We start from the raw sequence: 19,608 nt of genomic DNA, 5'->3' as shown, positions 1-19,608 counted from the left end.
GAGGCCCGTGGCGGCGTCGCCACGGGCCTCCCGTCCGTCCTGGGGTCGCGTCTACTCGGCCTTCATCTTCTCGTAGATGGCCTTGCAGTCCGGGCAGACCGGGAACTTCTCCGGGTCGCGGCCCGGGATCCACTTCTTGCCGCACAGTGCCTTGACCGGCTTGCCGGACAGTGCGGACTGCAGGATCTTGTCCTTCTTGACGTAGTGCGAGAACCGCTCGTGGTCGCCGGGCTCGATCGCTTCTTCTTCGAGGAGCTTCTCGAGCTCCCGGTCCATCACGTCGAGGCCGCCGCCTGGTTCCGTCATGCTCATGGCTCCAGGGTACGACGGTCTGCGCGCCGACGCGCTGCGTGCTAGTTGCGCTGCGCCGCTGCCAGCAGGTCCGGGCCGCGTCGGTCGAACAGCCGACCGCCCGCGAAGATCCCGACGACCAGCACGACGATGCCGACCCCGATGCCCACCGACAGCGTCAGCATCGACCACGGGTCCGCACCCTCGACGAACGCCAGCACGGCGAACCACGCTGCCGGAACGGTGCACAGCACGATCCCGATCACCATCGTCGACTGCGCGACCGTCGCCGTCACACCGGCGGCCTGCGGCTGCTGGAACGGGTGGTCCCCCGGCCGCACGGTCGGGTAGGGCAGCAGCACGGAGACGATGCTCGACAGCCCGAGCCCGGAGAGCAGGGCGCTCGCACTCACGCCGATGAGCAGCGGGAACACCGTCCAGTCGTCGAACAGCCAGGCCGACACCGCCGAACCGGCCACGAGCGCCGGAGCCCCGACGACCAGGACCGGGACGACGCGGCCGAGGCGGTCGCTCCACCCCGGAGCGCCTGAGGCGACGTGCAACCACACCGCGGTGTTGTCGTACGAGACGTCGTTGTGCGGCAGGAACCCGGCGATGAGCGCCATCAGTGGCAGCGGAACGAGCGCCGTCCAGTGCCACGGCACCCCGGCGACCCCGAGCGGGATCACGACGAGCGGGACGAACAGGATGATCAGGTACGAGGTGCGGTACCGCGGGTCGCGCACCCAGTAGGTCAGGGCGCGGGCGGCGACGGCGGCGACCGGGGTCGACCCGAGTCGGTCGAACCAGCCGAGCCCCTGGTAGCGCCGGGTGCGGGTCCGCCCGTCGACGGACTCGAGCGCACGGCCGACGAGTGCCCACCACGCCCAGGTCAGCAGGGCGACGACCGCGACCGCGACGAGGAGCTTGAGGAAGCCGGTGCCGACGTGGCCGCTGGCGACCTCGGCGGGCACGGCCCAGGCGGCGCCCCACGGCGTCCACCCGGCGACGTCCGCGACGCGCTGCATCTCGGCACCCTGGGGGTCGAGCCAGTCGACCCGGAGCAACAGCGAGACGGTCGGGATCGTGAGCACGACGATCACGAGTGCGACGAGCCACCCGGCGTCACGGGACCGGTTCGGACCGATCAGCCTCGAACCGACGGTGCAGCACACCCGGATCAGGAGCACGGACGTGGCGATCGCGAGCAGCCCGCCGACGACTGCCAGCACACCGGTCCCGGCGTCGCGGGTCCAGACGATCGACTGCGCGACGGCGACGACGACCACGCCGAGTACGGGGATGCCGATCAGCCCGGCGACGACGAGGCCGACGGCGAGCCGACGGCGCCCGATCCCGAACACGGCGAAGCGTCGCGGGTCGAGCTGGTCGCCCCGCCCGACGACGAGCGGCACGACGGTGAACCCGAACGCGATGAGTGTCCCGACCGGCACGATGACCGCGCGGGCTGCGTCGGGGTCGACCGTCCGCAGGGCGACCATCTGCGTCGCGACGAACACGGCGGCGAGGAACCCGACCAGACTGCCGAGCACGACGAGCACGGACCGGCGGGCGCTGCCGCGGACCTCGCCCGCCAGCAGGTCGGCCCTCAGCCGGAGAAGCTGTGCAACCATTCCATGCTCTCTGCCACGACGCGGCCACCGGCGAGCTCGACGAACTTGTCCTCGAGGCTCTTGCGACCGCGCACCTGGGCCATGGTCCCCGAGGCGAGGACCTTCCCGCCGACGATGATGGCGACGGAGTCGCAGGTGCGCTGCACGAGCTCCATGGAGTGGCTGGAGAGCACGACGGTCCCGCCACCGCGCGTGTAGCGGCGCAGGATGTCGGTGATCGTCGCGGCGCTCACCGGGTCGACCGACTCGAACGGCTCGTCGAGCACGAGGACCCGTGGCGAGTGGATGAGGGTGGCGGCCAGGGCGATCTTCTTCGCCATGCCGACCGAGTAGTCGGCCACCTGACGACCGAGCGCTTCGCCGAGACCGAAGGCCTCGGCGAGGTCGGTGCTGCGCTCGCGGGCGGTGGCGCCGTCGATCCCACGCAGCGTCGCCGAGTAGTAGAGCAGCTGCGCGCCGGTGAGCCGGTCGAAGAGGCGAAGCCGGTCCGGCAGCACCCCGAGGCTCCGCTTGGCCGCAGTGGGATCGGCCCAGACGTCGTGGTCGAGGACCTCGACGGACCCGGCATCGGGTCGCAGCAGCCCGGTGATCATCGACAGCGTGGTGGTCTTGCCGGCACCGTTGGGACCGACGACCCCGAAGATCGAGCCCTGGCGGATCTCGAGGTCGACCTCGTCGACGGCGAGCGTCTGCCCGTACCGCTTGACGAGCCCGCTCGCCGCGAGCACGACGGGCTGCAGCTGCTGCTGGGCCTTCGGCGTCGTGGCGCGCGGCGCGCGCTTCTTGGTCGGTGGAACGGTGGGTGCTGCGTCCGTCGGCGGTGCGGCCGTGGTCGCGTCGAGCGCGTCGGCATCCGTCGGCTGGCCGGGAGGCACGGTGCCGGTCTCGCCGGCGGCCTTCGTCGGCCGCTTGGTGCGTTGCTTCCCGGTGCGCGCCTTGGCAGGGCGGGGACCGGTGGTCGTCGTGGGGGCGGCCGCTGCCGCCCGCGTGGCCGACTCGGTGGCGGCATCGGTGGCCGTCGCGCCGTCGGTGGCCGTGGTGTCGTCGGTCATCGCGTCATCAACGGAGGCGTCGCGCGCATCCGGTTCCCCCATGTCGTCGTCGTCGGCGTCGTCCCCCGCCGCGGCGTCCACCCGGTCGGCGTCACGCTCGTCGGCGTCGCTCGGTTCGGTGTCACTCGCTTCGGTCATCCAGGCAGCGTCGGTCGTGGCGTACACGTCCTCGTTCTCTGCACCGGCGGCCATCGCCCAACCGTACCAACGGTCTCCGGGCTGCGGGGACCCGCCTGCGCCAGTGTCACGAAATGAGTACGAAGCGCGGCAGGCCTACCCGTGGAGCGGGTGTTTCCGTATCATTCACCAGGGCACGAAGGAGTGTTCACCACTTGGAAACCTGCTCCGGCGGGCTCCTCGAACTCGTGCAGCAGTGGGCCGTCAGGGCCCGTGGCGCGCGGCTCTCGGGGAACTCGGACATTGCGCGAGCAGACTCGACGAGGCCCGCCCGTGCCCCAGGGCGCGCGGGCGGACACCAGAAGGGACCATCATGACCACGCAGATCGTGATCCTCGCAGCGGGGATGGGGAGCCGCCTCGGCCGCAGCCTGCCGAAGCCGCTCACGGAGCTCAGCGACGGCCGCACCATCATGCAGCAGCAGTTCGACAACATCCGCGCAGCGTTCGGTTCGAGCGCCCGCGTGACGATCGTCGTCGGCTACAAGTCGGAGCACATCGTCGAGGCCTTCCCCGACGCCGCCTTCGTCTACAACGAGTCCTACGACTCCACGAACACCTCGAAGAGCCTCCTCCGTGCACTCAAGGCGACCGGCAAGAGCGGTGTCCTCTGGATGAACGGCGACGTGGTCTTCGACCCGATGGCACTCGTCCGCGCGGCCGACATGATCGACGAGGACCGCTCGTTCGTCAGCGTCAACACCGACAAGGTCTCCGATGAAGAGGTCAAGTACACCGTCGACGCCGAGGGCTTCATCCACAAGCTCTCCAAGCAGGTCGTCGGCGGGCTCGGCGAAGCGGTCGGCATCAACTACGTGTCGGCGGCCGACAAGCAGGCGCTCATCCGCCAGCTCGGTCGCGTCGACGACCAGGAGTACTTCGAGGGCGGCATCGAGGCTGCCATCGCCGAGGACGGGCTACGCTGGTCCCCGATCGACATCTCCGACCTGTACGCGGTCGAGATCGACTTCGCCGAGGACCTCGAGCGCGCGAACAACCTGTTCGCCTGAACCTCCGTCAGGACCCCTTCGGCGGTTCCGCCCGAAGGGAAACCGTGACCACAGCGAGCGCGCCGACCGTGCCCGCGGCTGCCGCACCAGCGGCGACCCGGAGCGCCGGTCGGCGCTATCGTCATGCGCTCTGGCTGCTGACCGTCCGCGATCTCCGCGTCCGGTACTCCACCTCGGCGCTCGGCTACGTCTGGTCGATCCTCGACCCGCTCGTGATGTCGGCGATCTACTGGTTCGTCTTCACCCAGGTGTTCCACCGCGGGTCCGTCGGTGAAGACCCGTACATCGTCTTCCTGCTCTCCGCGCTGCTGCCCTGGATGTGGTTCACCGGAGGCGTCTCGGACTCCACACGGGCGTTCATCAAGGAGTCGAAGCTCATCCGCTCGACGACGATCCCCCGCACCATCTGGGTCGCGCGGATCGACGCGTCCAAGGGCATCGAGTTCCTGCTGAGCCTGCCGGTGCTGGCGGCGTTCGCGATCGCCACCGGTGCACACCTGCACTGGCAGGTGGTGTTCTTCCCCCTGGCGATCGTGCTGCAGTGCGCGCTCGTGTACGGCCTCGGCCTGATCGTCGCCCCGCTCGTGGTCTTCTTCCGCGACCTCGAACGCGCCACCAAGCTCGTCCTGCGGTTCCTGTTCTACGCATCGCCGATCATCTACGGCACGCACGCACTGCCGGACGCCCTGCACCCCATCGCTGCGATCAACCCGCTCACCGGCATCTTCGGGATGTACCGTGCCGCGTTCTTCCCGAGCCAGCTCGACTGGCTCGAGGTCAGCGCGTCCGTCGTGATCACCGGCATCGTCCTGGTGATCGGCTTCGCCGTGTTCCGCCGCAGCGAGCACCGCGTGCTGAAGGAGCTGTGATGACCGCCACGGACCAGACCCGACGCACCGAGACCGTCGCCCCCGTCATCTCGGTGCGCGACGCCGGCATCTGCTTCAAGCGGAACCGCCGCGCGAGCCGCAACTTCAAGGACCTCTTCGCCGGACGCGGCCGTCGCAAGCGTGCCGACGAGTTCTGGGCCCTCCGCAACGTGTCGTTCGACGTCCGCCCGGGCGAGGCGATCGGCGTCGTCGGCCGGAACGGCCAGGGCAAGTCCACGCTGCTGAAGCTCGTGGCACAGGTGATGCTGCCGGACGAAGGACGCATCGACGTCGGTGCCGGTGTCGCGCCGCTCATCGAGATCACCGGCGGCTTCGTCGGCGACCTGTCCGTCCGCGACAACGTCTACCTGACCGCCGGTCTGCACGGCATGTCGCGCGCCGAGATCCGCGACGCGTTCGACGAGATCATCGCGTTCGCCGAGATCGCCGACTTCGTGGACACCCCCTACAAGCACCTGTCGAGCGGGATGAAGGTGCGCATCGCCTTCGCGGTGATCTCGCGCCTCGACGAACCCGTGATCCTGGTGGACGAGGTCTTGGCCGTCGGCGACAAGGCCTTCCGCGAGAAGTGCTACAAGCGGATCGAGGAACTCCTGGCCGGTGGTCGGACCCTGTTCTTCGTGTCCCACAGCGACAAGGACCTGCGGCGCTTCTGCGACCGCGGCCTGTACCTGGACAAGGGTCGGCTGCAGTTCGACGGCCCCGTCGAGGACGCCCTGGCGCGGTACTCGGCCGACTACGGCGTCTGAGTCGACTCGCGGCCCCGAACACCCGGGGTACTCCCCCTGCACAATCCGGGCGCCCCGTACCCGCTCCACACCCGCAGGGCCCCGAGGTCCGCACCGGGCCCCAGCCGTCGGACCCTCCCCCTACCGTTTCCCCCATGCACCACCCAGCACCCGCGTACGCCGTCCCGTTCACCATCGACCGCTCGCAGGCCCCGCGCCGCTACGACCTCGTCAACACCGGGGACGAGCCGCTCGACGGCCTCACCCTCACCCACCTCGGCAACGGCTACAGTCCGCCGTTGGGAGTGCACCGACTCGAACCGGGGCGCAGCCTGTCCGTCGCCGTGTTCGGCGCCGACGCACAGGACACCGGCGTCGTCATCGTCCGCTGGCGTCGCCCGGACCGCTCGGAGTACCTGTGGCGGATGTCGCTGGTCGGTCAGGGTGTGCACCCGTGACCCGGTCCGGACGCCGGTCAGTGCTCTCCGCGCTCGGCGGCGACGGTGCGCCACCGTCCCAGCAGCCACTCGACGGCCGCGTGGAACCGCGCCGTCGCCGCACCGGGCGTGGTGTCGCCGAAGTACTGCGCGACCCAGTGCTGCAGCTTCGCGAGCTCGGCGGCGTCTCCCACGGCGGCGTCGATCCGCGCGAGGACCGACGGGGCGTCCGCCGCGGTCAACCAGTTCGCGTCGCTCAGGTAGCCGCGCTCGTCGACGTCGGCCTCGGGCGAGACCGGTCGTGTCACGATGAGCGGCTTGCCCACGGCCAGCCGGTCGTAGATCATCGCGCTGATGTCGGTGATGGCGACGTCGGCGTCTGCCAGCTGCCAGCCCAGCTCTCCGCCGTCGTCGTGCACGTGGTGCGCGGACGGATCGGCCGCGTTCGCCGCCGCGATCGCAGCGACGATCCGCTCGTGCGCCGCGCGGTAGGCCGGCTCGAGCACGCCGCTGCGGGGGTGCGGTCGGTACACCAGCCGATGACGGGGCGATGCGAGCACCTGCTCCGCGATGGTCGTGCCGTGCGACGCGATCGAGCCGTACGCCGCGGCGCCGCGGTCGCCCTCCCAGGTCGGTGCGTACAGCACGACGGTACGGTCGTCGTCCGGGTACGGTGCCGCGCCGGCGAAGTGGTCGGCCTGTGGCCGTCCGATCGCGATGGTCTTCGCGTCGAGGTCGTAGTCCCACAGGGCCTCGGCGAGCCGTCCCCGCGCGGCGTCCCCGGCGATCAACGCGTAGTCGTACGCCTTGAACTGGTTCGTCGTCATGTACATCTTGTCGCTCTCGCCGTGGTTGACGAAGACGTGCCACATCCGCCCGTACCGCATCATCTGGAAGTTGCGGGCGTTCTGGTTGACGTAGAACACCACCTTCGGCGCCTGGGTGTCCACGAACTGCTCCAGGTCGACCACCTGGCGGGCGTACACCGCGGGCACGGGCGACTCGTCGAGCAGGGCGAGCATGGTGCCCGGGCTCCGCGAGATGATCGCGACGGGGTGGGTCTTCGCCAGCTCGGCCAGCGGCGCGTACCACTGGCGCACCTGGTACATGTTGACCGGGCCGTCGGCGAAGTACACCGCGATCTCGATCGTGCCGGGTGCCGGCACCGCTGCCGAGGGCAGACGACGGGCGAGTGCACGGCGGCTCCGGCGCGACGTGAGCAGGCGCTGGGCCAGCCGCACGGCGGTCCGCAGGTCACTGGTGATCGACATGCTCTGTCTCCCGGTCTGCTGTGGCGGTGTGGGGCGGGTGGGTCAGACGACCGGCGGACGCCCGGCGACGGTCATCCGGGCGATGGTGAGCCAGCTCATCGGTCGGCTCGGCCCGCAGTCGGTGGTCCAGCCCTCGCGGAGGCCGCCGAACCAGGTCGCCAGGCGACGCGGGTGCCGCCACCAGCGTGCGACCTGGATCGCCGCCCACGAGCCGACGTACAGCGGCCGGATCGGGGCCGGCAGGTTGCGCCGTGCGAGCCACACCCGGTTGCGGGCGTTCAGCCGGTAGTACTCGGTGTGTCGCGCCGGGTCGATCGCGGGGTGGTGTGCGACGAGGTCGCCGGCGTACCAGGCACGTCGACCGGCGTCCCAGACGCGCCAGGCGAGCTCGATGCCCTCGTGGGCGTAGAAGTACTCGGCGCCCCACCCGCCCACGACGCGGTACACGTCCATCGGCAGCACGACGGCGCCCTCCCAGACGGAGAACACCGCCGACGAGTGGTCCGGCTCGCCCTTGCGGATGCGCGGCACCCATCGTCGTGGGTTCGCGGCTCCGGTCGGGTCGACCACGCGCGGCTGCACCAGACCCAGCGACGGATCCCGCTCGAACCGGGCGACGGCGTCCAGCAGGAACGACGTGGACGGGATCGATGCGTCGTCGTCGAGGAAGAACACGTAGTCGCCGTCGACCACCTGGGCACCGGCGTTGCGTCCCGCCGGGATCCCGAGGTTCTCCGGCAGCGCCAGCGTCCGGACCCCGTCCGGCAGCCCGGTGGGCTCCCACCCGTTGCCGACGCAGACGATGTCCAGCTCGACCCCCTGCTGCGCGAGCACGCTGTCGAGCCCACGGCGCAGGTCGTCCGGCCGGGTGCCCTGTGACAGGCTCACGACCGCGATGCGGGGCCGCTCGCGGTGCACGACCGCGTGGCGACGTACCGTGCTCGGGACGGAGCCGCCGGTCACGCCTTGACCCGCTTCGAGGCCATGATCGCCATGAAGTGACCAGCCGTCGCCAGCACGGCGAGCGGCAGCAGCGCGCCGACCAGGATCCGGCTGGCGAGCGGGTCGCCGATCACCAGCGCGATCAGGGCGAACACGAACGCCAGCATGCTCAACTCCACCGAGTGGTACAGCCGGTGGAACGGCAGGAACCGGGCCAGGCGGCGCAGCGATGCGAGCTTCCGGCCGGACGGCGCGGTCGAGGCATCGCGGCGGTCGACGAGCTTGTCGAGCCCGGCGTTCGCACGGGCGACGTGCACCATGTCGTTCAGGGCCTTGTTGAGCACGATCACCAGACCCAGCGCACATCCGATCGTGGTCCACATCCAGTCGGCGCCGTGGATCGGCCACGTGGCGGCACGGATGCCCAGCGCGATCGGGATCAGCCCCTCGGTCGTGTAGTGCCCCACCTTGTCCAGGAACACCCCGGCGGGCGAGCGGGTGCCACGCCAGCGCGCGACCTCGCCGTCGCAGCAGTCGACGAGCATCTGCAGCTGCCCGAGCACGAGGGCGAGTGCCGCTCCCCAGATCCCCGGGATCAACAGTGCGGCCGCGACGCTCCAGCCCACCAGGATCATCAGGCCGGTCACCTGGTTGGCGCTGACGCGGGTCTTCAGGAGCACCCAGGTCAGGTAGGGGGACACGTCGCGCAGGTACAGCGACGCCGTCCAGTGCTCGGCGTTGGCACGGGCGCGGACCTCGTCGGGCTGGGCGACGGCCCGGAGCTCCGCGATGGACGTCGGGCGTGCGGAACCGCGGCCGGGGGTGGCGTGGTCGGTCATGGGGTCACCGTCCGGTGTGGGTGGTCAGCTCGGAGGTGCGGGTGAGGAACCCGATGATGAAACCGAGCCCCCATCCCACGTGGATGCAGGGCAGCACCACGAGCAGCCAGAGGAAGGTCGCCACCCCGGACCGACGCGCGACGGCGAGTGACCCGACGATGACGAAGAGCAGGTACACGGCGGGCACGGCGAACCCGAGCATCGCCCAGGCGACCGGGCTGGCGAGGGCTGCGCCGACGACGCCGACGATGCCGGCGACGATGCCGACGGCCATCGCCGCGACCATCGCGGGCGGTACGAAGTACCGCAGGCCGTTGTTCGCGGGGAACCGGCGGGCGAGCTCACCGCGCCACAGGCCGGTCGCGACGAACTGCCGCACCAGGCGCTTGAGGCTCGGACGCGGCCGGTAGGTGACGACGAGCTCCGGTGTGAACCAGACGGTGCCGCCGGTCTGCCGCAGTCGCCGGTTCAGCTCCCAGTCCTGGCCGCGTTTGATGCCCTCGTCGAACAGGCCGACCTCGAACAGACGGTCGCGGCGGAAGACACCGAGGTACGCGGTCTCCGCGGGGCCGGCAGTGCCGCCGACGTGGTGCGGCGTGCCGCCGAGCCCGACCCGGCTGCCGTACGCCAGGGCGACGGCACGCTCGAACGGGCTGCGGCCCTCGGCGCGCATGATGCCGCCGACGTTGTCCGCGCCCGACTCGAGCAGCGTCCGGACGGCGATCCGTGTGTAGTCCGCGGGCAGCACCGAGTGCGCGTCGACGCGCACCACGACGGGGTGCACGGACGCCTTGATCGCGACGTTGAGGCCCGCGGGGGTGGACCCGACGGGGTTGTCGATCGCCCGGATGCGCGGGTCGGCGGCACTCATCTCGGCGACGAGCTCGTTCGTGCCGTCGATCGAGGGCCCGAGCGCGAGGATGACCTCGAAGACGCCGGCGTAGTCCTGGTCGAGCAGGCTGGCGACCGCCGCGCGGACCTCGGTGACCTCGTTGAGCACGGGCATCACGTACGAGACGCCCGGCAGGGGCTGTCCGTCTGTCTGCATGCGTACCTCGGGGTGCTGGCTGGGTGCACGGGACGCACCGGGGCGGTGCCGCCCCGCAGAGCGACCATGAGCCTATCAAGACCCGGACCCGGAACCTGCGGGGCGCCCGCGACGCGACCCGCAGACGGACGGGAGGCCCGGCGCACGTCGTGCACCGGGCCTCCCGTCCTGTCCGTGGTGGCGTCAGCCCTTGCTGTCGTACGTGCCCAGTGTCACGTCCGCCTCGCGCGTCTGGCCGTCGCGGATGTAGCTGATCGTGGTCGACGCGCCGCCTGCGAAGTAGCGGACCTGCGCCGTCAGGTCGGTGGCGTCCGAGACGGTCGCCGAACCGATCTTCGTGACGACGTCGCCCTTCTGCAGGCCGGCCTTGGCCGCTGCGCCGCCGGACGAGACCGACTTGATGAGCGCCCCCATCTGGGTCGCACTGGCGTTCTCCGAGGCATCGCCGACCGTGGCGCCGAGCAGGCCGTGCGTGGCCGAGCCCTTGTCCTTGATCTCGTTCGCCACGCGCTCGACCAGGTTCGACGGGATCGAGAACCCGACGCCGATGCTGCCGGCCACGGAGTCCGACGACGACGAACTGCCCGCCGACGCGATCGCGACGTTGATGCCGATGAGCTTGCCCTTGGAGTCGAGCAGCGCGCCACCGGAGTTGCCCGGGTTGATCGACGCGTCGGTCTGGATGACCGGCAGCGAGACCGTCGTGTTCGACGACGAACTGCTGCCGTTGTCACCGTTCCCCCAGAAGTCGAACGGTCCGCTGCCGCCGTTGCCGCCCTCGTTCGAGTCGCCACCCTCGCTGGGGGCGCTCGAGGTGACCTGGATGCTGCGGTTCAGGGTCGAGACGATGCCGTCCGTGACCGTGTTCGACAGGCCGAGCGGGGCGCCGATCGCGACCGCGGTGTCACCGACGTTGAGCTTCGAGGAGTCCGCGAACTCCATCGGCTTGAGGTCGGTCGCGTCGATCTTGATGACCGCCAGGTCGACCGTCGGGTCGGTGCCGATGAGCTTGCCCTCGTAGATCTTGCCGTTCGAGGTGGTGACCGTGATCGAACCGTTCGCGCTGTCGCCGTCGAGCGTCACCACGTGGGTGTTCGTGACGATGTAGCCGTCCTTGCTCATCACGACGCCCGAACCGGTGCCGGCCTCACTGCTGGACGACACGTTGATCGTGACGACCGACGGCGTCGCCTGCGCGGCCACCGCGGTGACCACCGTGGCCGAGTCGTAGTCGTTGACCGTGAGGTTGCCGCTCTGCGACGAACCCGACGACGACGTGACGGTGCCGCCCTGCGACGACCCGGCGAGCCAACCGGCACCGCCGCCGACGAGGCCGGCGACGACCAGGCCCGCGATGATCGGCAGGACGAGCTTGTTGCGGCCGGAGCGTGTGGTGGTCGTGGTGGCGGCTGCGCCCGAGGCACCGGCTGCACTGGCTGCGCCGTCGGCGAAGTAGTGGCCGTTGCGCTGGTTCGCGCCGTCGACGTCGCCGAAGGCGCTCGTGGCGGACTGCGGGGCCTGCGCCGAGGCTGCGGTGTACTCCGACGAGGACGCGGGGGCCGCGGACGAGGTCGGCTGGGCGTACTCGCCGTAGCGGGGCCGGCTGGCAGGCGGCTGCTGGCCGTACGGGTTCGACTGGCCGTACTGGTCCTGCTGCCCGTACTGCGACTGCTGGCCGTACTGGTCCTGCTGCCCGTACTGCGACTGCTGGCCGTACTGGTCCTGCTGCCCGTACTGCGGCTGCTGGCCGTACTGGCTCTGCTGGCCGTACTGGCTCTGCTGCGCCGGCTGACCGTAGGGGTTGGCCTGGCCGTACTGGGACTGCTGCCCGTACTTGCCCTGCTGACCTGTCTGGTCGGCCGCGGGCTGCTGTCCGTACTGGGACGCCTGGCCGTAGGGCGAGGTCTGCTGACCGTAGCCCGTCGGCTGCTGCCCGCTCGGCTGCTGGTCGGTCGGCTGCTGCTGGCCGGCGTCGCGCTGCTGGTCGTCGGAGAGCGTCGGGTACGGCGCCGTGTAGCGGTCCGTGGGGTGCTCGGCCGCCGACGGGATCACGTCGGTGTGGTCGGCACGTGCGCTGTCGTCGGACGGCGCCGCGTGGGGCGTGGCGTCGTGCGGTTGCTCGGCGTCGTTGACCTGCTCGGAGTCGTTCGGCATCGACGTGTTCCCCTTCGTGGCCGCTGCGGCGGCGTCGTCACTGGCGGCAGGCGATGCCGCATCGTCCGGACGGCGGTCGTCGCCCTGCCCGTTGGGCGTGGTGTCGGTCATGCTGGACGTGCTCCTTTCAAGCTCGTGCAGTCTGTCGCAGCCACCTGAGCGGTGCTTCTGGCGACGCTGGAAGCATCCTCTGCCGATCTTATGCGTGCGCTGTGGGTCCCGCCCCGGACCACCGCTGGACGGCCAGCTAGGTTGGGGTCCGTTCAGCGCGACAGGCAGCGCGACACGCAGCGCGACACGTCGTCGCCGTCACCGGAGGGAACCACATGCGGCAGGCCGGACCCTGGTTGCGAGCAGCCGAGGGCGCGATGCTCCTGGGACCGGACGGCGTCCCCGCGCCCACCGTCTTCGCCGAGATGAGCGCCCTCGCCACGAGCACCGGTGCACTCAACCTCGGTCAGGGGTTCCCCGACGAGGACGGTCCAGTCGAGGTGCTCGACGCAGCGGTCCAGGCCATCCGCGACGGCGTGAACCAGTACCCGCCCGGACGCGGAACGGCCGACCTCCGCGCGGCCGTGTCCGAGCACCAGCGGCGGTGGTACGGCCTCGACGTCGATCCGGACCGGCAGGTCCTGGTGACGGCCGGTGCCACCGAGGCCCTCGCCGCGACGCTCCTCGCCCTGGTCGAGCCGGGCGACGAGGTCATCACGTTCGAGCCGTTCTACGACGCGTACGGCGCGCTCATCCGGCTCGCCGGTGGCACGCACGTCACCGTGCCGCTCGCGGCTCCGGAGTTCCTGCCGGACGAGGACGCCCTGCGCGCAGCGTTCTCCGACCGCACGCGGGTCGTGCTCGTCAACACCCCGCACAACCCGACCGGCCGGGTCCTGCCCGACGACGTCCTGACCACGATCGTCGACCTCGCCACGCGGTACGACGCACTCATCGTGACCGACGAGGTCTACGAGCACCTGACGTTCACCGTCCCGCACACGCCGATCGCGACGCTGCCCGGTGCCGCCGAGCGCACGGTGTCGATCTCGAGCGCCGGCAAGACCTTCAGCACCACCGGCTGGAAGATCGGGTGGCTCACCGCTCCCCCGGCGCTCGTCGACGCCATCACGACGGTGAAGCAGTACCTGACCTTCGTCAACGGCGCACCGTTCCAACCGGCCGTCGCAGTCGGACTGCGGTTGCCCGATGCCGTCTTCTCCGGGATCGCCGCCGAGCTCGCCGCGAAGCACGACCTGCTCGCGACAGGGCTCCGGACCGCTGGCTTCGACGTGATGCGACCGGACGGCGGGTACTTCGTGATCGCGGACACCGCGCCCCTCGGGTACGACGACGCGCGGGCCTTCTGCCTCGAGCTGCCCGCCCTCGCCGGGGTCGTCGGCGTGCCGGTGTCCGCGTTCGTGCGACCGGACCACGCCGCGGGCTACCGCTCCCTGGTGCGCTTCGCGTTCTGCAAGCGGCGCTCCGTGCTCGAGGACGCCGCCGCCCGCATGGCGCAGCTGCCGTCCCGCGCGTAGGGAGACCTCTCGCGCGTCAGGGGACGTTCCGCGCGCACCAGGACGTTCCGCGTGTGGGAGGCCCGGCGTTCCTGCTCCCAACGCGCGTTCTGGCATTGCAGGGCGACCGCGATGGGACGGAACGTGCGCGTCAGGGGTGAGCCGCGCCTCCTGGCTGGGTCCGCACCGCGACGTCGTACCGGCGGAGACCCAGTGACGGGTTCACGCGCCGGACGGCGTCGGTGACCGCTGTGTCGACCGTCGCGACCAGCGTGGCGGGCGTCGCGCCGGCGGCGGCCACGGCGACGCCGGACGGGTCGAGCACCACCGAGGCGCCGATGCCGACCGGGGGCGTCTGACCCACGCCGACCACCCAGACCGTGTTCTCGATCGCCCGCGCGGTCAGCAGGGTCCGCCAGTGCTGCTCCTTGCCGGGGCCACGGACCCACTCGGCCGGCAGGACGACGACGTCGGCTGCCCCGTGTTCCGGAGCCGCCAGCCGCCGGGTGACCTCGGGGAAGCGCAGGTCGTAACAGGTCTCGAGCCCGATCCGGAGGCCCGCGAGTTCGAAGACCGGCAGCTGCTCCGGATCGCCGGGTTCGATGCGGTCGGACTCCCGCGAACCGAAGGCGTCGTAGAGGTGCACCTTCCGGTAGGTCGCGGCGAGCTCCCCCGACCGCAGCACCGCGACCAGGGTGTTGCGGAAGCGTTCCGGGGTCGCCGGGGCAGCTCGCTCCGCGGTCTCGGCGATCCCGACGACCAACGCGAGTCCGGTCTCGCGCGCGATGTCCTGCAGCCCCGAGACGAACGGGCCGTCGAGCGGTTGTGCTGCGGCGACGAACCGCTCGTCGATGTCGGCGGTGAAGTAGGACGAGTACTCCGGCGTGACGAGCAGGTCGGCTCCCCGCGCGGCGGCGTCGACGGCCGCGGTGCGGATGGTCGCGAGGTTCGCCTCGGTGTCGTCCACCGGGGCGAACTGCGCTGCTGCGATCGTGAGGGTGGACATCCGCCGAGCGTACCGGCGTGGTGCCGGACACAGTCGTCGGCGGCTGGTGTCCGGGAGCTCGGGTCCGGGAACTCGTGTCCGGGAACTCGTGTCCGGGAACTCGTGTCCGGGAACTCGTGTCCGGGAACGAGGAAAGCCCCGGTCCTTTCGGACCGGGGCTTTCATGTGACGCTTGGTTGCGGGGGCAGGATTTGAACCTACGACCTCTGGGTTATGAGCCCAGCGAGCTACCGAACTGCTCCACCCCGCGGCACATTGAATAGCCTACACACGGTCGTGGCGGGGCACAAATCGAGTGCCCCGCCACGGCGTGTCAGCTGCCGTCTTCGGCCGCGGTCGCGGCCTGGATGGCTTCTTGCAGGCGCTTGTCGGCCTCGGCTGCAGCGACCAGGTCGTTGTCGGCGTAGGCCTGCTGGCGGTCCTGCAGCGCATCGTTCGCGTCGGAGAGCGCCTGCTGGAGCGCGTCGTTGTCGACGGTGCCCGAGCCGGTCGAACCGGAGCCCGACGAGCCGGAACCGGACGAGCCGGAGCCTGACGACGAGCCAGAGCCCGAGGAGCCGGAGCTCCCGGCACCGGAGTCACCGGCTGCGGCCCCCGAGTCGCCACCGAACAGCGAGTTCAGTGCCTCGTCGAGGGTGTCCTCGAAGGCGATCTTGTCGCCGAACGCGACGAGCACCTTCTGCAGCAGGGGGTACGAACCGCTCGACGTCGACTGGACGTACACGGGCTGCACGTAGAGGAAACCGCCGCCGACCGGCAGGGTGAGCAGGTTGCCCTGCTTCACGGTCGAGTTGCCGCGCTTCAGGATGTTCAGCTCCTGCGACACCGTGGTGTCGGAGTTGAACAGGTTCTGCACCTGCGCCGGGCCCGGGATGTTGTCGGTCTTCGGCATCGTCAACAACGTGAGTTTGCCGTAGCCCGAAGCCTTCTTGCCCTTCCCAGCACCTCCTGCGTCGGAGTCGGCCGCGAGGTACCCGGTCAGCACGTTGCGGTTGTTCGCTCCGGCGGACTGCTGGGGGATGTAGGTCGTGTACAGGTTGTACGCGGTCTCCTGCCCCGGCACCTTCATCGTCAGGTAGTACGGATCCTGCAGGTTCGCCTTGCTCGCCGTCGTGGTCGTCTGCGCCCCAAGGGCGTTCGTGGTCGTCGACGTGTCCGCGGCGCTGGTGTCGGAGTCGGTCCCACCGGTGGTGGTGGGCTCCTGTGGTGTGTTCCACGCGTCGTCACCCGAGTAGAACGAGTTCGCGTTCGTCACGTGGTAGGTGCCGAGGATCGAACGCTGCACCTTGAACAGGTCCGTCGGGTACCGGACGTGGTCCAGCAGCTCCGCGCTCATGCTCGACACCGACTTGACCGAGGTCGGGAAGATCTTCTGCCACGTCTTCAGCACCGGGTCCTTGGTGTCCCACGCGTAGAGGGTCACCTTGCCCGTGTAGGCGTCGACCGTGGCCTTCACCGAGTTGCGGATGTAGTTCACCTGGTCGGTCCGGTACGCCGAGGACTCGGCGCCGGCGATGCTGTCCGACAGGCTCTGGCTCTGCGAGTACGGGTAGGCGTCGCTCGTGGTGTAGCCGTCGACGACCCACTGGATGCGGTGGTCGACGATCGCCGGGTAGGCGTCGCTGTCGACCGTCAGGTACGGCGCGACCTTCTGCACACGCGTGATCGGGTCACGGTCGTAGAGGATCTGCGAGTCCTTGTTGACGGCGTCCGACAGCAGGACCTGCTCGGACTGGAACTTCGCCGCGTAGACGAGCCGGTTGAAGAAGTTGCCGACGCTCGGCCCGCCGTCACCCGAGTACGTCGTGGTGGCGTTGCCGCCGTTGTCGTCGTCGGAGCCGGAGGGGTAGTCGAGTTCGACGTCCTTCGATCCCTTCGGCGCCCCGACGATCGAGTACGCCGGCGAGGTCTCACCGAAGTACACGCGCTGTTGGAAGTCGCCCAGGGCACCGTTCGACGGGATGCCCGACTCGAGGAACACCGGCTTGCCGTCGCTCGCGCGCTGGTTGCCGAAGGCCGCGGTCACGCCGTAACCGTGCGTGTACACGAACGCCCGGTTGTACTGGGTGTTCGCCGCGGAGCTCAGGCCGTCGAGGTCGATGTCACGCACGGCGATGACGGTGTCCTCGGTCTCGCCCTTGACGTCGTAGCGGTCGACGTCGAGCTCGTCCGGGAACTGGTAGTACTGCCGGTACTGCTGCAGCTGACTGAACGTGTCGGAGACGATCTTCGGGTCGATCAGACGGATGTTCGCCGTGGTCTGCGCGTCCTGCGCGAGGGCGCCGGAGCTCGCCTCGGTCGTGGCGTCGTAGTTCTGTTCCTTGACGTCCGAGACACCGTAGGCATCACGGGTGGCCTTGATGTTCCGCTCGATGTAGGCCGACTCGTAGGTGCGCTCCGACGGCTTGACCTGCAGGCGCTGGACGATCCAGGGGTAGACACCACCGATCACGATCGCGGCGACGAGCAGCAGCCCGGTGCCGACGATCGAGATGCGCCAGCGGCCGATCACCGCGGTCACGATGAACAGGAGCGCGACGATCGCGGCGATGCCCGCCATGATCTCGCGACCCGGGATGACCGCGTTCACCTCGGTGTACTGCGCACCGGTGATGAGCGAGTTCGACTTGGTGAGCGCCGCGTACTGGTCGAGCCACAGGCTGACGGCCTGCAGGGCGATGTAGAGCGCCGCGGTCGAGGCGAGCTGGATGCGCGCCGCACGGGAGATCCGGACCTCACGACCACCGAAGCGCAGCGCGCCGTACAGGTAGCAGGCAGCGAGTGCGGCGAGGCCGGCGATGAGCACGACGGCCGACGAGTACGCCACGATCGAGCGCCAGAACGGCAGCTCGAACACGTAGAAGCCGATGTCCAGCCCGAACTGCGGGTCCTTCTTGCCGAACGGCGTGCGGTTGAAGTACTCGAGCACCATGCTCCAGCGCCCCGAGGTCGACAGCCCGGCAAAGATGCCGAGCACGACCGGGATGCCGATCATGACCGCGCGGCGGAGCGGCTCGATGACCTGCTGGTAACGGTCGAGTTGCGAGTTGAGCTTCGCGTAGACCGGGCGGTACCGGAAGGCCAGCCAGATGCTCAGGAAGACGGGCACCGCCATGCCGAGGAAGCCCGCGAGGAACATCAGGGTCCCTGCGATCCACCGCGTCGTGAGGACCTGCTGGAACCCGAGCTGCGCGAACCACGCGTAGTCGGTGTACAGGCTGGCGAAGATGAAGAAGCCGATCACCAGTGCGGCCAGCACGATGATCGTGACCACGATCGGGACCCGCGGCGAACGCCGCCCCGAGGTGGACGAAGTTGTCGTCACTTGATGTGCTCCAGACGTGTCGGACCGGCGGGCCCGGCTCGCGGCGGGCCGTCAGTGCACTGATCCTATTGGACGCGGCGGAGCGTGAAACTGTGCGAGGACTCAGGAATCCGGTCAGGAACCGCAGCGGGCGAGCTTCGCGGTGCTCTTCCCGTCCGCGATCGTCTGCAGGTCCGTGACGGCCTGGTCGAGTGTCGACACCTTGTAGACGTCCAGTCCGTCCGGCACGTGGCCGACGACCTCGTCGCAGTTGTCCGCCGGAGCGAGGAACACCGTCGCGCCCGCCTCCCGCGCACCGTAGAGCTTCTGCCGGATCCCGCCGATGGCCCCGACCTCGCCGTCGGCGGTGATCGTGCCCGTGCCGGCGACGTGCTCGCCGCCGTTCAGCTTGCCCGGCGTGATCTCGTCGATGATCCCGAGCGCGAACATCATGCCGGCCGAGGGGCCACCGACGTCCTGCAGCTTGATCGAGACGTCGAACGGGAAGTCGTACTTCTCGGTGACGCCGACGCCCAGGAGGGCCGCGCCCTGTTCTTCGCGCGGGGTCACCCGGACGTCCTTCGTCGAACCGTCGCGTTCGATCGTCACGGTCGCCGGGGTCGAGGTGCCGTGTTTCGCAACGGCCTCGCGGAGCGTCGTCGCGTCGGCGTTCGTGGTGAGCGGTGTGCCGTCGAACGCGGTGATGACGTCGCCCTTCTCGATCGTGCCGTCCGCCGCCGAGCCCTTCTGCACGACGCCGACCTCGAGGTCCGTCGGCAGGTCGTAGCCCTGTTGGACGAGTGCAGCGGCCACCGCGGACTGCTGCGAGGCTTGCATGTCGGCGGAGTCCTGCTGGTTGACCTGCTCGGTCGTTGTGCCGGTCGGGTAGATCGCCTCGACCGGGATCACGGCCTCGGACTTCGTGAAGATCGCACGCACGACGCTGGTCCACGACGGACGGTTGGTGGCGTCGCCCTGGATGCCGACCGTCAGCATGTCCAGCGCTCCGGCCGTCGGGTAGGTCTCGTGCCCGGACACCTGGATCAGCTTGACGTCCTTCGCGTCCTTGCCCGTGCCCTGCTTCTGGGTGCCGATCGTGTTGTAGACCGGTCCGGGGACCTCGATCAGGTACGGGCTCGGCAGGACGCTCGCCAGGATCCCGAGCACGACGGCGCCGATCACGAACGCCCAGCCGACGGTCCTGGCACGCGAACGACGTCGGGGCGCGGGGGCGAAGAGGGTCACGCGGGGTCCTTCCAGGGGCGGTCGTCCACACCGTACGGCGGGACTGTTCGCCCTCGGCGCAGCGGTTCGGGCG

General features: G+C 70.1%; 16 protein-coding genes and 1 tRNA gene. 5 read left to right on the top strand and 12 right to left on the bottom strand.

What is annotated here, in order from left to right; genetic code table 11:
- Window positions 1–51: 51 nt before the first annotated feature.
- The 3 genes from ITJ59_RS16780 to ITJ59_RS16770 are packed head-to-tail and all read right to left on the bottom strand — an operon-like array spanning window position 52 to window position 3,169.
- Entirely contained in the window at window positions 52–312 is a 261-nt protein-coding gene (locus ITJ59_RS16780) for a DUF3039 domain-containing protein (RefSeq protein WP_092093667.1), read from the bottom strand.
- Window positions 313–353: 41 nt separating this feature from the next.
- Window positions 354–1,925, bottom strand: coding sequence for an ABC transporter permease (locus ITJ59_RS16775; RefSeq protein ID WP_194652411.1), 1,572 nt, complete (start codon window positions 1,923–1,925; stop codon window positions 354–356).
- On the bottom strand, window positions 1,901–3,169 hold the full coding sequence (locus ITJ59_RS16770; protein WP_228511669.1) for an ABC transporter ATP-binding protein: 1,269 nt from the start codon (window positions 3,167–3,169) through the stop codon (window positions 1,901–1,903). The genes ITJ59_RS16775 and ITJ59_RS16770 overlap by 25 nt, the downstream gene beginning before the upstream one ends.
- Window positions 3,170–3,467: 298 nt before the next feature.
- On the opposite strand from ITJ59_RS16770, the gene ITJ59_RS16765 reads away from it, so the two are divergent.
- The 4 genes from ITJ59_RS16765 to ITJ59_RS16750 all read left to right on the top strand — a co-directional run bounded on the left by ITJ59_RS16765 (window position 3,468) and on the right by ITJ59_RS16750 (window position 6,239).
- A complete protein-coding gene (locus ITJ59_RS16765) occupies window positions 3,468–4,163 on the top strand; it encodes an NTP transferase domain-containing protein (RefSeq protein WP_194652410.1) in 696 nt (231 codons plus the stop codon).
- A gap of 44 nt (window positions 4,164–4,207) precedes the next feature.
- Window positions 4,208–5,032: an ABC transporter permease gene (locus ITJ59_RS16760; RefSeq protein WP_416354878.1), complete on the top strand. Its 825-nt coding sequence runs from the start codon at window positions 4,208–4,210 to the stop codon at window positions 5,030–5,032.
- Window positions 5,032–5,802: an ABC transporter ATP-binding protein gene (locus ITJ59_RS16755; protein WP_194652409.1), complete on the top strand. Its 771-nt coding sequence runs from the start codon at window positions 5,032–5,034 to the stop codon at window positions 5,800–5,802. Before ITJ59_RS16760 ends, ITJ59_RS16755 begins: the two co-directional genes overlap by 1 nt.
- 134 nt (window positions 5,803–5,936) lie before the next feature.
- Window positions 5,937–6,239 (top strand): hypothetical protein, encoded by a 303-nt coding sequence (locus tag ITJ59_RS16750; RefSeq protein WP_194652408.1) that lies wholly within the window; start codon window positions 5,937–5,939, stop codon window positions 6,237–6,239.
- 17 nt (window positions 6,240–6,256) lie between these two features.
- Here the strand turns inward: ITJ59_RS16750 and ITJ59_RS16745 are convergent, their stop codons facing one another.
- From ITJ59_RS16745 to ITJ59_RS19265, 5 genes are all read right to left on the bottom strand, one after another.
- Entirely contained in the window at window positions 6,257–7,489 is a 1,233-nt protein-coding gene (locus ITJ59_RS16745) for a CDP-glycerol glycerophosphotransferase family protein (protein ID WP_194652407.1), read from the bottom strand.
- Between the two features lie 42 nt (window positions 7,490–7,531).
- A complete protein-coding gene (locus ITJ59_RS16740) occupies window positions 7,532–8,452 on the bottom strand; it encodes a glycosyltransferase family 2 protein (protein ID WP_323749539.1) in 921 nt (306 codons plus the stop codon).
- Window positions 8,449–9,270, bottom strand: a complete 822-nt coding sequence (locus ITJ59_RS16735) for a CDP-alcohol phosphatidyltransferase family protein (RefSeq protein WP_194652406.1) — start codon at window positions 9,268–9,270, stop codon at window positions 8,449–8,451. Before ITJ59_RS16735 ends, ITJ59_RS16740 begins: the two co-directional genes overlap by 4 nt.
- Before the next feature lie 4 nt (window positions 9,271–9,274).
- Entirely contained in the window at window positions 9,275–10,318 is a 1,044-nt protein-coding gene (locus ITJ59_RS16730) for a glycosyltransferase family 2 protein (protein WP_194652405.1), read from the bottom strand.
- Between the two features lie 183 nt (window positions 10,319–10,501).
- Window positions 10,502–12,583 carry a S1C family serine protease gene (locus ITJ59_RS19265; RefSeq protein ID WP_228511668.1) on the bottom strand — a complete coding sequence of 694 codons (2,082 nt, stop codon included), beginning with the start codon at window positions 12,581–12,583 and terminating at the stop codon, window positions 10,502–10,504.
- A 215-nt stretch (window positions 12,584–12,798) separates the two neighbouring features.
- On the opposite strand from ITJ59_RS19265, the gene ITJ59_RS16720 reads away from it, so the two are divergent.
- Window positions 12,799–14,001 carry an aminotransferase class I/II-fold pyridoxal phosphate-dependent enzyme gene (locus ITJ59_RS16720; protein WP_194652404.1) on the top strand — a complete coding sequence of 401 codons (1,203 nt, stop codon included), beginning with the start codon at window positions 12,799–12,801 and terminating at the stop codon, window positions 13,999–14,001.
- A gap of 130 nt (window positions 14,002–14,131) precedes the next feature.
- Here the strand turns inward: ITJ59_RS16720 and ITJ59_RS16715 are convergent, their stop codons facing one another.
- The 4 genes from ITJ59_RS16715 to ITJ59_RS19725 all read right to left on the bottom strand — a co-directional run bounded on the left by ITJ59_RS16715 (window position 14,132) and on the right by ITJ59_RS19725 (window position 19,535).
- The gene (locus tag ITJ59_RS16715; protein WP_194652403.1) at window positions 14,132–14,986 is read right to left on the bottom strand and encodes a carbon-nitrogen hydrolase family protein; all 855 of its coding nucleotides are present in this window, start codon (window positions 14,984–14,986) and stop codon (window positions 14,132–14,134) included.
- Between the two features lie 173 nt (window positions 14,987–15,159).
- Window positions 15,160–15,236: transfer RNA gene (locus ITJ59_RS16710), tRNA-Met, on the bottom strand.
- Window positions 15,237–15,299: 63 nt separating this feature from the next.
- Complete coding sequence (locus ITJ59_RS16705; protein WP_194652402.1) at window positions 15,300–18,260, bottom strand: UPF0182 family protein; 2,961 nt, start codon at window positions 18,258–18,260, stop codon at window positions 15,300–15,302.
- 165 nt (window positions 18,261–18,425) lie between these two features.
- On the bottom strand, window positions 18,426–19,535 hold the full coding sequence (locus tag ITJ59_RS19725; protein ID WP_323749538.1) for a PDZ domain-containing protein: 1,110 nt from the start codon (window positions 19,533–19,535) through the stop codon (window positions 18,426–18,428).
- Window positions 19,536–19,608: the final 73 nt, after the last annotated feature.

The organism is Curtobacterium sp. VKM Ac-1393 (assembly GCF_015350995.1).
Classification (GTDB): Bacteria; Actinomycetota; Actinomycetes; order Actinomycetales; family Microbacteriaceae; genus Curtobacterium.
This window is presented reverse-complemented; position numbering and strand designations above follow the sequence as displayed.